Origin of the sequence: Rhodococcus sp. EPR-134, assembly GCF_001647205.1 — a bacterium.
Lineage (GTDB): Bacteria > Actinomycetota > Actinomycetes > Mycobacteriales > Mycobacteriaceae > Rhodococcus_F > Rhodococcus_F qingshengii.
Genome location: NZ_LVCT01000265.1, coordinates 13,266 through 28,892, shown reverse-complemented (window position 1 = coordinate 28,892; position 15,627 = coordinate 13,266). Strand labels below are relative to the sequence as shown.

Below are 15,627 nucleotides of genomic sequence, written 5' to 3'. Positions count from 1 at the left end.
GGTCGCCCGAACTCAGGCCGAGTTCGTCGCGCACGAATCTGCGAATGGGCTTGAGACTGGTGGCCTCACCGGAGATCCAGGCGTAGACACGCTCACCTTCGGGCACGGTGACCGTCCGTACTGCCTGCTCGAGCAGATCCGAGTGACCGGCTGGGACGTCACCGCGGTGCAGCCATCGCACCTCGACGCCTTCCGGAACAGTGAGTTCGATTTCCTGTGAAGGGTCGGTGATCTCGACGAACACCCACCCGGCGGCAGCAGCGGGCATCATCTCGAGCCAACGAGCAATGGCAGGAAGGGCGGTGATGTCACCGGCCAGCAGATAGCGGTCGTACGTCCACGGAACCACGACGCCACCGGGCGGACCTGCCACGTGCACCCGAGTGCCGACGGTCGCCGCCTGAGCCCAATCAGAGGCGTACCCACCATCGTGGAGCGCGAAGTCGAGGTCCAGCTCCCCCGCCTCGGCGTCGTATCGACGGACGGTGTACTCACGCGAGATCGGCAATGGACGAGGCCACTTCAGGCTGAATCCGTCGCGTTCGGGTAGACGTAAAGTTCCGTCTGCATCCGGGTAGACCAGGCGAACATGCTCGTCGGGAGCGTGCGATTCGAAGCCCGCCAACTCCGGTCCACCCAAGGTCAGACGCAACAGTCCGGTCCCGACCAATTCGCTGCGAACAACTTCGAGTTCGCGAATGCCGATGGGGTACGGCACTTTTGCGCCGGTGGTTCCCGCCAGAACTTCGGCGATGGTCGCGAGGTGGTCTCCTCGGTTCATGAACTACCTTCCTTTTCCGGCGGAGCATTCCCCACCGGCACAGTGTTTTCGGAGAGATCGACTTCGTTGATCTCCGAAGTTACCCGGCGCACCGAACCCAATGCTGCCAGGAGAACCAGGCCCAGTGTCACACCGGCGAGCCCCAAGACCAGTAGCGCGGCGCCAGGCTCGAGCCACTGCCCGAGGAACCCGGCTGCCATCGAACCGATCGCCGTACCCGTGACGGCTTGCACCATCCACAGACTGGACACGCGTCCGCGCAATTCGTCCGGCGTGTTCTGTTGAAGGACTGCAAATCTCAGAATGTCGTTGAGTGCGCGGCCGAGGCCGAATCCGGCCAGGCCCAGGAACGCGACAATCGCTGCTCCCGACGCACCCAGTACCACCAGGCCGAGAGGCATCAGCGCAACAGAGATCAACATCGCGGCGCCGTTGCGGTGGACTCGTCCGGTCCAACCGCTGGTGAGGGAACCGACCACAGCGCCGACAGCGGGGGCGCCGTAGAGCAGACCGAGCATGGTGGGTCCGCCGCCGAGAACCTGGTCGACGAAGGCAGGCAGCAACACCATCGGCCCGCTGACGAACATGACCAACAGACCGCTGATCAGGATGCCGCGAATGACTGTGTGCGTGCCGGCGAATTTCACGCCGGTCACCAGCGCGCGCATCGGGCTTTCGTGATTCGTGCCCGGTGCAGGGGAAGGGCCGATGGCTTGGAACAACGTGACAGTTGCTGCGGTGGCCACCGCAGAAACAAAGTATGTCGCGGGAATGCCGCCGGAGGCGATGATCACGCCGGCGATTGCCGGCGAGATCATCGTCCCGATGTCGGTGGTCAGCGCTACCAAAGCGCCGGCCGCAGCCATCTTGTTGCGCGGCAACAACGTCGGCATCAAAGCCATCAAGGCCGAGCTGCTGACACCGCCGGCCAAGCCGTCGACAGCTGCCGCGACGTAGATGACCCACATCGACGGGTGTGGTAAGAGCGCATTGCACCCGAGAATGACAAAGCCGAGACCCGCAGCACTGCGGGCCAACTGGATGGTGCGTCGCCGATCGTAACGGTCAGCGAGCACGCCGCCGAACAGGCTGCCGAAGAACATGGCGATGGCCATCGCCGTGGACACTCCGGCAACCTGCAAGGTCGAGCCGGTGAGCTGGTACGTCTGCGCGGGGACGGCTACGACGAGCAGTCCGATCCCGAGCAGCGAGATCAATCGCGCGGAAAAGGCGTACCTGAAGGGACGGCTGGTCCGCAAGGGTGAAACATCGATCACCAGCCCAGCGAATCGAGTCATGCGAAGGTCTGGCCGATCAGGTCGAGGGTAGCCATTGCGCCGTCGTAGTCAGGACGGTAGCTGCTGGCGGGGAGCTCGAACGTCGTGCCTGCCTTGAAGGACGGCAACTGCGAGTAAAGCGGATCGGTGGCAAGTTCGGCCATCGGGCGACCGGACACCGGAATCACAAAGGCGACAGGAGCATCGGCGACCTGCGAGAGCAGTTCCGGGCTGACCTCGAACGAGTCACCCGAGCCGAAGAGCTGCGGGTTGCCGGCCTTGGCCATGACGTCGTCGGCCTTGAAACCGAGCTCGGCGAGCATCGCGGGCAGCGCGGCCGTCGGCGGAACGAGGTACGGCTTGTTGCTCGAGACCGAGAGGAAGTAGACGACGTTGCCCTCGGGAACCTTGATCTTGCCCTTGACCTCTTTGACCTTGTCCTCGTATGCGCTCATCAGCGCCGGAACCTGGTCGGAACGGCCCGCCGCGTCGGCGACGATTTCGAGCTGCTTGTCCCACGCGGCGACCGTCTTGGGGACCAAGACGGTGGGTGCGATAGCAGTGAGCTGATCGTAGAGTTCCTCGGACTGAACGGAGGTGATTCCCTGGCCACCGCCGATGATCAGGTCGGGCTCAGCCGCCGCGACGGCTTCGATGTTGAGCTGCTCGCCGGCCGGCAATTCCTTGGTGCCCTGCGCCTTTGCGGCGTCCGCCCAAGCCGGCGGGAATCCACCGTCGAGGTTCGTGACACCGAGGACGCGGGTATCGGTGGCAACCACCGGTGCGTCCAGGGCGTACAGGTATCCGGCGAGACCGCCGCTCAGAACCACGATGCGCTCCGCCGACGCGGGCACGGTGACCGAGCCCTTCTCGGTTTCGATCACGCGGGTCGTGGGCTCTGCAGCCTTGGTCGGTTCGTCGTTCGAATCGCTACTGCAACCGATCATCGCCACGAGTGCGACGATCAGCAACCCTGCGATGGCGACGAATCGTCGCCAACTCCGTATCGCGAGGGACGGTGTGGACTTCATCATTGAGCTCCCATTGTGTTTCAACTGTGTGGTTTTCGAACTATGTGGCCGTGCGTTTCGACAAATGGCTGTCGAGCAGCGGGGCAATCGCCGCCCACCCGGCTGGGGTCACCAATCCGGCGTGGTCGTACGGCAGATGGTGTACTGCCATGTCCCGGTCCCCGCGGACTCTGCGCCAGCGATCGGCCAGCAGCTGTCCGGACGCCTCGGCGTCGGCGGTGATCAGAGTAACCGGTCCGTCGTAGGTTGTGTCGGTCGAGCTGGCCACGAGCAAACGAGTGGCATCAAAACCCGCCCGAACAGCGTCGACCAGTCCCGGTGCCTGAGTGAGGATCTCGGGTGGCAGGGCGGCGGCCAGATCGCGGTCGTCGGAATCGTCGCGACCGTGATCGTCACGATCTCCCAGTGGATGAGTATCGATCAGACCGGCGAACTCCACCGTCTCGCCGATATCGACCAGCTGAGCCGCCATCGCGGCAACGACGTTGCCACCGAACGAGTAGCCGAGCAGGTGGTACGGCCCGCTCGGTTGCACGCCGCGAATCGTGTCGACGTACATCGCTGCCAGTTGGTCCACGTTCGTCGGTTCGAGTGGCTCACCGGCAACTGTGGGCAGTTGCAGGCCGAACAGTGGACGGTCGGCCTCGAGAACACCGGTCAAAGGCGCAAAGGGCCAAGCGAATCCACCGGCCGGATGCACGCAGAACAGTGGTTCTCCGCTGCCTTCGGCTCGCAGTGTCAGGAGGCGATCGCGACTCAGATCGATTTCGGACGACGACTCGTCAAGGTGTACTGCAAGTTCTGCAACTGTCGGACGGGCCATCAGCGTTCCCACACCGACGCTCACCGACAGGTCGTGCTCCATCTCCCCCACCAGTCGCATAGCTCGAAGCGAGTCGCCGCCGAGATCGAAGAAACTCTCTTCGGGATCGACTGCCTCGACGCCGAGTACCCGCGCAAAGACCTGGCACAGTTGCCTTTCCATCTCGGTTCGCGGTGCTCGGGCCGCTGCTCGGGCGGGGGGTGCCGGCAACGCACCGCGGTCCAGTTTTCCGTTGGGCGTCAACGGGATCGAATCCACGACGACGATGTCCGACGGAACCAGGTGTGCCGGTACGCGTTCCCGCAACGCAGCTCGCAGATCGACTGGATCAGCGCCGGGTTCTTCGATGACGTAGCCGACCAGTCGCGGCGGCGCACCGCCTTCGCTACGGACTGACGCTGCCGCTCGCAACACTCCCGGCAACGACGCCAGCGCGGATTCGACTTCACCCAATTCGATCCGAATGCCTCGGATCTTGACCTGATGGTCTGCGCGACCCAGATATTCGAGTTCACCGTCGCGGCGACGCAGTACAACGTCACCCGTGCGGTACATGCGCTTGCCGACGGAGTAGGGATCAGCAACGAACACAGCGGAGGTCAACGCGGTCCGGTGAAGGTAACCCATCGCCGTTCCGTCTCCGGACATGTACAGCTCGCCCGCCGCTCCGATCGGTACCTCCCGCAGACCCGAATCGAGTACCCGCGCAGATGCGTTCAGAATCGGACGACCCAAGCAGGGTGTCTCGCTCCCCTGAACCGGGGATCCCATCGCATTGATCGTGAACTCCGTCGGCCCGTAAAGGTCGTACCCGTCGACACCGTCCTGATCGCGCAATCGCGACCACAACTCGGCAGGTACAGCTTCTCCGCCGAGCATCACCAACACCGGCGTCCGCTCACCGTCGAGGAGACCGGCGGCCATCAGTTCCCGTGCATACGAGGGGGTTACATTCACGACGTCGATACCGACTTCGCGGTAATGCTTCACCAGAGACGCGGGGTCCAGTCGCGCCTGCTCGTCGATCACGTGAACTTCGTGCCCCGCGAGCAACCAGAACAGTTCCTCCCACGACATGTCGAACGAGAACGAGACTGTATGCGCGATGCGCAGACGTCGGCCACCCACACTGTTTTCGGTCGGAGTGAATATCTCGGCCTTGTGATTGTGATACATCGTCGTCAACCCGCGGTGACCCACCACGACGCCCTTGGGTTTTCCGGTACTGCCCGAGGTGTAGATGACGTAGGCAGGCTGGTCCGGTGAGGTCGGCCCGCAGACCGCAGCCTCGTCGACAGCTGGTGCCGAAGACTGCCCGTCGAGTACTCCGGCCACGTCCGGGTCGTCGAGGACCAGACATGGCTGTCCATCGGGAACAACGAGGTCACGCGTCTGAGTCGTGGTGACTACCAGCGCCGCATCGCTGTCGAGGATGAGTTCGCGCAGGCGTGCCGGCGGGTGAGCCAGATCTAAGGGAAGGTAGGCCGCTCCGGTTCTCATGACGGCGAAGATTGCGACGACGTGATCGGCAGTACGCGGAAGCGCGAGCGCGACAACACGGGTCGGTCCCCCGCCTGGTACCGACTGCCCCAGCGCCGACGCGAGTATCCGTGCCAGTCTGTCCACCCGAGAGTTCATCTCGGCTGCGCTCAGTGCGACGTCTCCGAAGACCAGCGCCGTCTCGTCCGGAGTTGCCGCTGCCCTTTCGCGCAGTAGTGCGTCCACGCTACCGCCGGCCTGGTCCGGCCGTGGCATCACGACGTGCTCCGAAGCGAATTCCGCGGGGGTGCGCGAAAGCGGAACCGCCGTGTCCGCCACCGTGGCGGTATCGGAATTCGCCATCACTTCGAGAATCGTGATGGTGCGGGACAGGATGTCGTGAGCGACGTCGTGCGGAATCAGGTCAGGACGGTTTTCGAGTGTGAGCGCCATCGGCGCATCCCCGACACCCGGATCCACGTCGAGCGTGAGCGCATAGTGCGTGCCGTCCACCGCATCGAACCCGACGATTCCACTGCGACCGAACGTGTCTCGCCGCGCCTGTTCGTCGCGAGGGGTGTTGCGGAAAACGTAGAGCGTGTCGAAGAGCGTGGCGAACCCTGCACTTCGCTGCACGTCGCCGAGCCCGAGATGGTGATGCCCCAGCAGCGAACCTTGTTCACGGAACAGGCGTCCGAGCAACGCCGAGATCTCCTCGCCTGGCCGGACCCGGACACGCACGGGAATGGTGTTGAGCGCCAAGCCCACCATGCGGTCGGCGCCCTCGACCTCGGGTGAACGTCCCGAAACCGTCGATCCGAAGACCACGTCGTCACGCCCCGTCACGGCGCGCAATGCCAGGCCCCACGCCGCAGAGACGACGGTGGACAGCGTCACTCCGCTACGTCTGGCCAGCTCGCGTACGTGCTCGGTGATGCTCTGTTCGAGCTGAACCCGGGTGAACACCGGCAACGGAGCGCGCCCGCCTGATCCCGTACCACCCACGAGTGTGGGTTGCTCGAGATCCGCGAGGTAGTCCTTCCAGGACGAGATGGCGTCCGTGCGATCCGCTTCGGCGATCCATCGCAGGTGATCACGGAAGTCCGCAGGCTTGTCGAGCGCGCCGTCGAGTCCAACCGGGTCCGTGCCGTGTGTGCGAGCAAACTCGTAGAGCGCAAACAACTCCGCGTACATCAAGGTCTGCGACCAACCGTCGGTCAGCAGGTGGTGCTGAGTGAAGACGAGGTGCGCTCCCCCACCTGGCAACCAGACCAACACCATTCGAATGAGTGGCGGCGCACTCAAGTCGAACAGCCTGCCGAATTCAGCCTCGTCGACGGCGCGGACCTCGATATCCAAGTCCTCGGGTGCGACTACGCTCAGATCGATTTCGCGGAAAGGCATTTCGGCTGCCCTGGGCACGAACTGCACCGGAGCGTCGAAACCGGCGTGTGTGAAGCCGGCCCGCAGGTTCGGATAGCGCCGCAAGAGCGCATCCCCTGCTGCTCGGATTGAGCGAACGTCGACGGCGGCATCGGCGGAGAACTCGAATCGCGGCTGCATGTGATAGACATCCGTGCCGCCGGCGCCGTCGAGAACCGACTGGAAGTACATGCCTTCCTGCAAGGGACCAAGTGGCAGCACGTCCTGCCAGCCCGGGCTCAGCGACTCGAGCCGCGCCCGACGATCCGCATCGACGGCCACGAGCGGACTCTGCACGCGATCCGGCGCGGTGTCGGGCAATGCCTTCCGGTCCACCTTCCCGTTGAGGGTGAGTGGTAGTGCCTCGAGCACCGTGATGGTCTGCGGCACCATGTGTTCGGGTAGGAGCTGCGCAATCTCCTTGCGCACCAGTACCGAATCGAGTGTGGTTGCACCTTCGGGAACCACATACCCGTGCAAACTTCCGGTACCCGCCGCATCGACGCGAACGGTGGCTGCCGCGCGGAACACACCTGCCACCGATCCGAGCGCGCCTTCGACTTCGCCGAGCTCGATGCGGAAACCGCGAACCTTCACCTGATCGTCCGCACGACGAAGGAAGTGCAAAACCCCTCGCCGGCGTCGGACCAGATCGCCGGTGCGGTAGAGGCGTGCCCCCGGCAGAGAAGGATCGGCGACGAACCGAGCGACGGTCAGATCGGGGCGGTTCAGGTATCCGCGTACCACCTGCGCACCGCCCAGATACAGCTCGCCCGCAACGCCTTCCGGAACCTCACGCAGGTCGTCGTCGAGGATTCGCACGTGCACATCGGTCCAGGGCTGACCGATCGTGACTCGGTCGCCGGTCGTGATCACCGAAGATGTCGCCCACACCGTGGCCTCGGTGGGTCCATAGACATTCCGGACCGAAGCAGCGTTGGCCACCAGATCGTCAGCCAGATCCTGCGGGAGGGCTTCCCCTCCCACCAGGGCTCGCACCATGGCGAGTCCGACTGCGTTCTCGTGTTCGGTGACCACTCGCCACAGCGCCGGCGTTGCCTGCATCACTGTCGCATCGCTTGCGATGATCAACGCCGACAACGCATCCGGGTCGCGAACCGTCCTGCGGTCTGCGATCACGACAGTCGCGCCCGCCGCGAGCGGGCACAGCAACTCGAGTGCCGCGATATCGAACGACACCGTTGTCACCGCGACGATGCGATCGCCCGGCCTGATCCAGCAATCCTCGAGTACCGTGTCCGCGAAGGCTGCGAGGTTGCCCGTCGAGACCATCACGCCCTTGGGTCGACCCGTCGAACCGGAGGTGTGGATCATGTAGGCGAGGTGATCACCCGCCGCGGGCGGCGGAGGAAGCACGACACCCGAGTTGGTGAACTCACCGTCCACGAAGACACTCGTGGCGACCGTCAACGGAAGTTGCCCGGCGCTGTCGATACTGGTCAGGACACACACCGGAGCCGCGTCCTCGATCATGAACTCGAGCCGCTCAGTCGGGTAATCGACGTCGAGTGGCAGGTACGCAGCGCCGATGCGCAGTACCGCGAGCAGTCCGGCCACCAGATCCGCATTTCGATCCAGCGCGACGGCGACTACCTTCTCGGGTCCGGCGCCGACCGCGAGAAGTTCGCGGGCCAGCTCGTCGACGCGCGCCGACAGTTCCCCGTAGGTAATTCCGACCTCGCCGGAGATCACCGCGATGTCGTCGGGGTGGCGGCTGACGTGTCGAGCGAACAACTGCGAGATCCCCGACGGCGGCGTCGCGCGTCGGCCCGGGTCGCGATCCGGCTTGTTTTCCGCCAGTCGCAGATCCGCGACGACAGTGCTGATTTCGTGACCGAGGACCGCGATCACACCGTCGAGCAATGCGTCCGCAGTCGCGGCGTCGAACAGCCCGGCATCAACCGTCAATCGAAGTTCTGTTGCGGTTCGGACGAATTCGAGGTCGGCGCTCTTTCCGGGCGAGTGACCGACACGGGCAGCGAACAGGCTGCTCGTCGGACGCCCGAGTAGATCGGCGATTCGGTCGAGGCTGACATCGGAATGCGCAAGTGCCTCGGAGACAGCGTTTTCGACTCGCCGAACGACATCGGCAATTCTAGGCCGACCGGACAGGTCGACCCGAATCAGGGTGTCAGTCCCTTCCGAGACCAGTCCGACCGCAAGGTCCCGACCACCGCCGAAGCTGTTCAGCGTCGCCGCCACGGCGGCCAACAGCACCGCGTCGAATCCTGGTTCGTCACCGAACCGGGCATCGCGTAGCTGACGAAGGTAGGTGTGCGGGCGGTACTCTTCGCCGCGCGGGCGGTCATACGGAAGGTCCGTTTCGAGGGGCAGGTCCGCGAGCGTGCGAACCCAGTAACGCTCGTGATCAGGATTTCCCGCCACCGCCGGGGCGCGGAACGTCGCCACGGTCACGACGGGTCGATCGACGCCAACGAACGAATCCGGCGAGAACTTCGTCCGATCGACGCGTGCGGCCACGGCAAGACCGAGGGGGGTCGGGGTGTCGAAGACATCCGAGACGACGACGCGAATTCCCAGCTTGCGCAGGCTTCCCACCAACCGCATCGCAGTGAGCGAGTGACCGCCGAGAGTGAAGAAATTGTCACCCGGATCGACGTCGGGAATCTCCAACACCGTTTCGACACAGGCGCACACTGCATCAACGACCGCGGGATCGACATCGATCGCAGGATCGAGCGCGGCCACCTTTTTCGTGACAGCGACATTTTTCGCGGCAGACACCGCATCGGCAACGGACGCTGCCTGTCGGACTACCGTGAGCACCGCGGATGCGGGAGCTGTCGGCTCGGTCAGCAACCCACGCAGGATCTCCGCGAGCCGTGTGACCATTCGCTGCGCCGTGGCGTCGGAGACAACTGCCGGATCGTGGTACAGAACCAGATCCAGACCGGTGCTCGGCGGCGCCATCAACGTCATCGGATAGTGCGTGACTCCGCGGTTGGTGAATCCCTCGACCCGTAGTGTGTGCGATGCAGGCTGTCCTGCACCGGAGTTCGGGAAGTTCTCGAACACCAGGAGCGTGTCGAACAGTTGCCCGATTCCGGCGATGCGTTCGATCTCGGCCAAACTGGTGTGTTCGACGTCCACGATGTCGAATTGGGCGTTCTGCAGACCGACGAACTGATCGAGCAAAGGCCGGTGCGCGACGATGTCGAGGCGGGCCGGAATCGTGTTGCTGAACAACCCGACCATTCCCTCCACCCCCGAGAGTTCGGCAGGTCGGCCGGACACCGTGGCCCCGAACACGACGTCCCACTGTCCTGTCGCTTCGGCGAGCGCTGCTGCCCACGCACCCTGAACCAGGGTGTTGACCGTCAGCGCTCGCGCACGGCCGAGTTCGATCAGCGCTTCGGCGTCCGATGTCGCGAGAGGAACCTCGAGCGCGACGGGCACACTTCGCGGCGCTCCGGCATCGGCAACGAGAGTCGGCGCGGTGAGCCCACGCAAACGCTCGCTCCACGCTGCGCGGGCAGAGTCCTGATCACGGCCGGCGATCCATGCCAAGTAGTCGCGATACGGCGTCGGCGCAGGGAGGAGGCTGTCGCCGTCGTGGTAGACGTTCATCAGCTCGCGCAGGACGATCGGAGTCGACCAACCGTCGGTGAGCAGGTGGTGCGCGTTGAGGACCAAACGGTGCACCCCGCCGGGCAGCCGAACCAGTAGTGCACGCAGCAGAGGCGGTGTACTGACGTCGAAGACATGCTTGGCGGCCTCGTCCTCGAGCTGATCTGCAGAGCGGAATGCAGTGTCAGCTGGAACGGAGGTCAGATCGACCGAACGCCACTCGACTTTTGCGCCGCGCGGAATGATCTGAACGGGCCGTGCGAACTGCTCGTAGTGGAACGCGGCGCGAAGGTTCGGGTGCCTGTCGATCACGGTCTCGAACGCGTCGGCCAACTTCGCCTCGTCCAGTGGCCCGGAGAGGTCGAAGCGTGCAGTGAGCGTGTAGACGTCTGCGGCTCCGTCACGGACCGCATGGAACAGGAGACCTTCTTGTAGCGGCGAGAGCGGAAGGACGTCGGCAAGCGGTCCGTGGACGGCTTCGAGTTCGTTGATCCCTGCCTGATCGACCACCGCGCCCTGGCCGAAGATCGTCGCCGAGCAATCGGAAGGCGTCAAACCACCCTCGAAGAGCGCGGCATGCGCGGTCAGGGCAGCGAGCGCCCGTTCCCAATGCTCTTGCAGCTCGACGATCGTCGCGCCGTCGAGCACTGAACCCGCCGCAGTCCATTCGACCGCCAGCGTCGTCGAGTCGTCCTCTCGGACAAATGCGTTGAGCGCCAGCACTTCCGACATAACCTTCGTCGCCGGCTCGATGACCGCGAATGGATCCTGCTCCGGCAATCGCCATCCGGTTCCGGGCAAGGACGGGAAGCGGCCCAGATAGTTGAGCAGCAGTTCGGGTGTAGCGCACGCGGAAAGGTCAGGTGCGGTGTCGGGATCCAGATGCCGCAGAACTCCGTAGCCGACTCCGCCTCCGGGTACGGCGCGTTTTGCCTCCTTCACAGCACGAAGGAGATGCCCCGCAGCTGCTCCGCCGCTCAGTGCGTCGGCAAGATCGTCTGCGGTGAGCAGTGCATCGGTAGGAACCCGGACGGGGAACTCACTGGTGAACCACCCGATGGTTCCGGCGAAGTCGGTGTCGCTGGTGAGCGCGTCGCGGCCATGACCTTCGACGGTAACTGTCTGCGCGGGCAGCCCGATGAGGCCGCGGCCGTGCTGCCATGAGCGCAAGGCAAGCATCAAACCCGAGAGAAGCACTTCGTCGGCCTTGACTCGATACGCCGCCGGAAGCGTGGTCAACAGCGCGTCGGTGACGGCCGGGGGCGCAATGGTTGTCATGCGAGAGGCGGTTGCGGTCACGTCGATCTTCGGGTTGAGACGACGACTGCCGATCGGCTCGTCGTCCGCCTGTACCGACGCGGACTTCCAGTACTCGAGCTCTGACGCCCTGCTGCCAGAGGCCCCGAATTCCGCGAGCAACCCTGCGTATCGACGCCACGAACTTCCGCCTGCAGCCAACCGGGCCGACCTGCGCTCGCGTGCAGCATCGGTGGCTTCGTGGAGGTCTGGAAGCAGAATTCGCCAGGACACACCGTCGACGATCAAATGGTGAGCCACGACGATCAATTGGTCGGGTCGACCGGCCTCGGTATTGACCAGTACGACTCGCAGGAGTTCACCGGCACGTGGGTCGAGACTCGCCGCCGACGCCTCCGCGAGGTCTCTGATCCGGGACGGCTCGGAGGTGTCGGACACCGCGCGAACGAGTCCCTCGCTGCGCACCGCGCCGGGGTCCCGGACGATCAATTCGGTAGTGCCGCTGTCGTTGTCACGGCGCAGGAGCAGGCGTAGAGCGTCATGGTGATCGAGGATCGTCTGCACGCCGGACTGCAGGTCACCCAGTGAAAGGCTGTCGTCGATGCGCACTGCGGTCCACTGCGCGTAGCCCGCGATTGCCTCGTCTGTCGGATTCTTGTCGATCAGTGCTCGAACGATCGGCGGGGCGATCACGGTGCCGGTGGCCACGTCCGCAACCGAGGCTACGGCGTCGGCGTCATCGGCAATCTCACGTGCCGCAGCGGCGATGGTTCCCAGATCTCGCTGTGCCAGTAGTTCTTTGGGAGCAACGATCAGTCCGCGCACCCGCAGGCGACTGCTGACACTGATTGCCGTGATGCTGTCACCACCGAGGCCGAAGAAGTCCTCGTCCACGCCGACGCGTTCGCGGCCGAGCACCTCGGCCACCACGTCACAGAGGATTTCCTCGCGCGGTGTGGATGCGGCGCGACCTGCCGATTCGGCAGCCGGGGCTGGTAGTGCCGCACGATCGAGCTTTCCGTTCACCGTGACGGGTAATTCGTCCAGAACGACGATTGCGGCGGGAACGAGATGATCCGGTACGCGACCGGCGAGGTCACGGCGCAATTCTTCCTGCGGCGGAAGCGTCGCGCCGGCGGCGGCTACAACGTAGCCGACGAGGCTGGGCCGTCCCCCATCCGTACGGATCAGCGCGGCAGCCGCGCCGATTCGGGGTACCGATCCGAGAACAGCCTCGACCTCGCTCAACTCGACTCGATGTCCGCGAATCTTCACCTGCTTGTCGCTGCGACCGATGAAGTCGTAGCCCCGCCCCGGCACCCACCGCGCCACGTCCCCGGCGCGGTACATCAGATCTCCCGGAGCCCCGAAAGGATCTGCGACAAAACGCTCGGAGGTCGCGCCGGCGCGGCCGAGGTAGCCCCTGGCCAATTGCGGTCCCGCCAGGTAGAGCTCACCTCGTTCACCGTCGGCGACCGGCTCGAGCGCGCTGTCGAGAAGGTACGCACGGGTACCCGCGAGGGGGTACCCGATACGCGGTCCGGCACCTTCGACCGTGGTCGCGATCGCGTCGACCGTCGTTTCTGTGGGGCCGTACAGGTTTCGAGCCGGAACACCGGATTCGATGATCGCGTCCCACAGTGCGGGCGGTGCCGCCTCGCCACCCACGACGAGGAGCTGCAACCGCTGCGTACGCAGCAACCCGTTGTCCACCATCGCTGCCGCCATCGACGGCGTCGTGTCGACCACGTCGACGCAATCTCGCTCGAACGCCGCGACCAGAGCAACCGCGTCCTTCTGCAGTTCCTCGTCGTATACGTGCACACGATGACCACACAGCAGCCACAACAGTTGATCGAGAGACGCATCGAAGGCGAACGACGCTGTGTGCGCGGTGTGCAGTTGACGGTTCCCGACGCGCTCGGCGGTGTCCCGGTAGATGGTGGCGCGATGGTGGTGAAGCAGGTGCGCCAATCCACCGCCTCTGACCAGCACACCCTTGGGCTTGCCTGTCGATCCCGAGGTGTAGATGACATACGCCAGGTGATCACCATGCCGTGCTGTCGCCAGTTCACCGAGTTCGAGTGGAAGCTCGGAATTAGCACGGAGTTCTTCGCGGACTGCGTCGGAATCGATGACGAGGGGGTCGGGCCGAGAACCTCCGACGAGTTGCTCGGCCAGAGTGGAAGTGGTGATCACGACCTTCGGCTGCGCGTCGTCGATCAGATCTCGCAACCGCTCGGCCGGGTGCTGCGGATCCAGGGCCACGTACGCTGCGCCCGCGTTCAATGTCGCGAGCAGAGCCACCACCATCTCGGAAGTACGCGGAAGCGCAAGTCCGACAATGTCGTCCGGGCCGACATCGCGGGCCCGAAGCAACCGGGCGAGCTTGTGGACGCGGCCACCGAGTTCTGCGCCTGTCAAACGTTCGTCACCGCACACGAGGACTGTGTCATCCGCGTGCTCGACAACGATGCGGTCGAACACGTCGGGAACGAGTTCGACCGAGCCGGGCAGCGGTGCAGTTTCGCGGCCGGCGAGAATCCGCGCGGCTTCGGCCGCAGGCATCATCTCCACCTGACCGACGGCAGGATCTCCCTCCCCGACCATCGCGTTGACGATGCTGACGAAACCGGCGAGGCGACGCTGAACCGATTCCCGAGTATTGGTACGCGCGTCCACTTCGAATCCGAGTAGAACTTCGCCGTCCGCAATGGGCGTAACCGTCAAACCCAGGTCCTCCGGCGGTCCCCCGGCGACGTTTCGCAGTACACCCACAGCGCCGGCGAAATCGAGGGCGAAGTCGAAAGCCTTGAGATTGATTCCGATCCCGTGAAGCAGTGCGCCGGTTCCGGCGACGCCCAGGTCCCGAGCAAGATTCTCACCGCGGTAGCGCTGGTGTGCGCGCAGGCTTTTCATCGTGGCGGCCACCTGCTTGCTCAGGTCACCGAGTCGATCGTGGCTGCGAATCGTCAACCGGAGAGGCAGAACGTTGACTGCCATGGCCGGCGTCTTGAGTGCCGTGCGGCCTACGCGCGCCATGAGTGGCATCGCGATGACAACATCCGTCTCGCCGAGCAGTCGGTGGAGAAACGCGCCGTAGCAGGCGATCAGTGCCTCGGCCCACGTTGTTCCCGTCGCGTCTGCCACCTCTTTGAGGCAGCTGAGGGCGTCGGCGGTAATGACCTCGCGAACCTGGATCGTTCGTTCCGCCGGACCGGTGACCTGCTGGCCGCGTCCGTCCAACGCGGGCAACGGCGTCAGGACATCACGCCAGTAGTCACGATCTTCCGCGAACTGCTCGCCAGCCCGGTACGCCTCGTCCTCGCTGACCAGATCTGTCATAGAACCGAATCGCGTTGGCGCGACCTCGGTTCCCTTCTTCGCGGCCGTGTAGTGCGCGGCGACTCGGCGCGAAATCATTGCTGCGCTGTATCCGTCGACGATCAGGTGGTGATAGAGCTGGATGCACCAGATCTCGCGATCGGAGAGCCTGATCAGCGAGTAGGTGTACAGCGGACGCTCCACCATCAGGCGGCAGTACTCGGACGCCCGGCTGCGCTCGGCGTCGACCAGTGCGTGCGCCACGGCTACGGGATCGCGCTCGTCACGGACGTCGGTGATCGGGATGATGCCAACCGGCTCGTCGGAGATGTACTGACGCGGGCCGTCCGCCGTCTCGATCATCCGCAGCCGCATGGTTTCGGCTTCACCGATCGTCGCCGTGATGGCGGCTGTCAGCAGTTCCGTGTCGATCGGTTCGTCGCCCGAGATTTCGAGCACCTCACCGACGAGGTAGCTCCGAGATTCGGGATCAAGCCTCTGTGCGTTCCAAATCCCGAGTTGAGCTCCTGTGAGAGCAAACGTAGCTTCGCTCGCCGCTCCGGAGTTCGAACCTGGAAGAACGCTCACACTGATCCCCTCGTCTGTGGACACACGTCACCCAAG

At 64.5% G+C, this 15,627-nt stretch carries 4 protein-coding genes; all 4 read right to left on the bottom strand.

The genetic code is table 11. The features are described from left to right. A partial coding sequence (locus A2J01_RS11965) for a siderophore-interacting protein (RefSeq protein WP_064112772.1) occupies positions 1–781 on the bottom strand: 781 nt, incomplete at its 3' end. Continuing rightward, on the bottom strand, positions 778–2,079 hold the full coding sequence (entS, locus tag A2J01_RS11960; RefSeq protein ID WP_064112771.1) for an enterobactin transporter EntS: 1,302 nt from the start codon (positions 2,077–2,079) through the stop codon (positions 778–780). The genes A2J01_RS11965 and entS, both read right to left, overlap by 4 nt. Continuing rightward, on the bottom strand, positions 2,076–3,089 hold the full coding sequence (locus A2J01_RS11955; RefSeq protein ID WP_064112774.1) for a Fe2+-enterobactin ABC transporter substrate-binding protein: 1,014 nt from the start codon (positions 3,087–3,089) through the stop codon (positions 2,076–2,078). Before A2J01_RS11955 ends, entS begins: the two co-directional genes overlap by 4 nt. A gap of 40 nt (positions 3,090–3,129) precedes the next feature. Next, positions 3,130–15,591, bottom strand: a complete 12,462-nt coding sequence (locus A2J01_RS11950) for a non-ribosomal peptide synthetase (protein WP_231915768.1) — start codon at positions 15,589–15,591, stop codon at positions 3,130–3,132. Positions 15,592–15,627 lie beyond the last annotated feature (36 nt).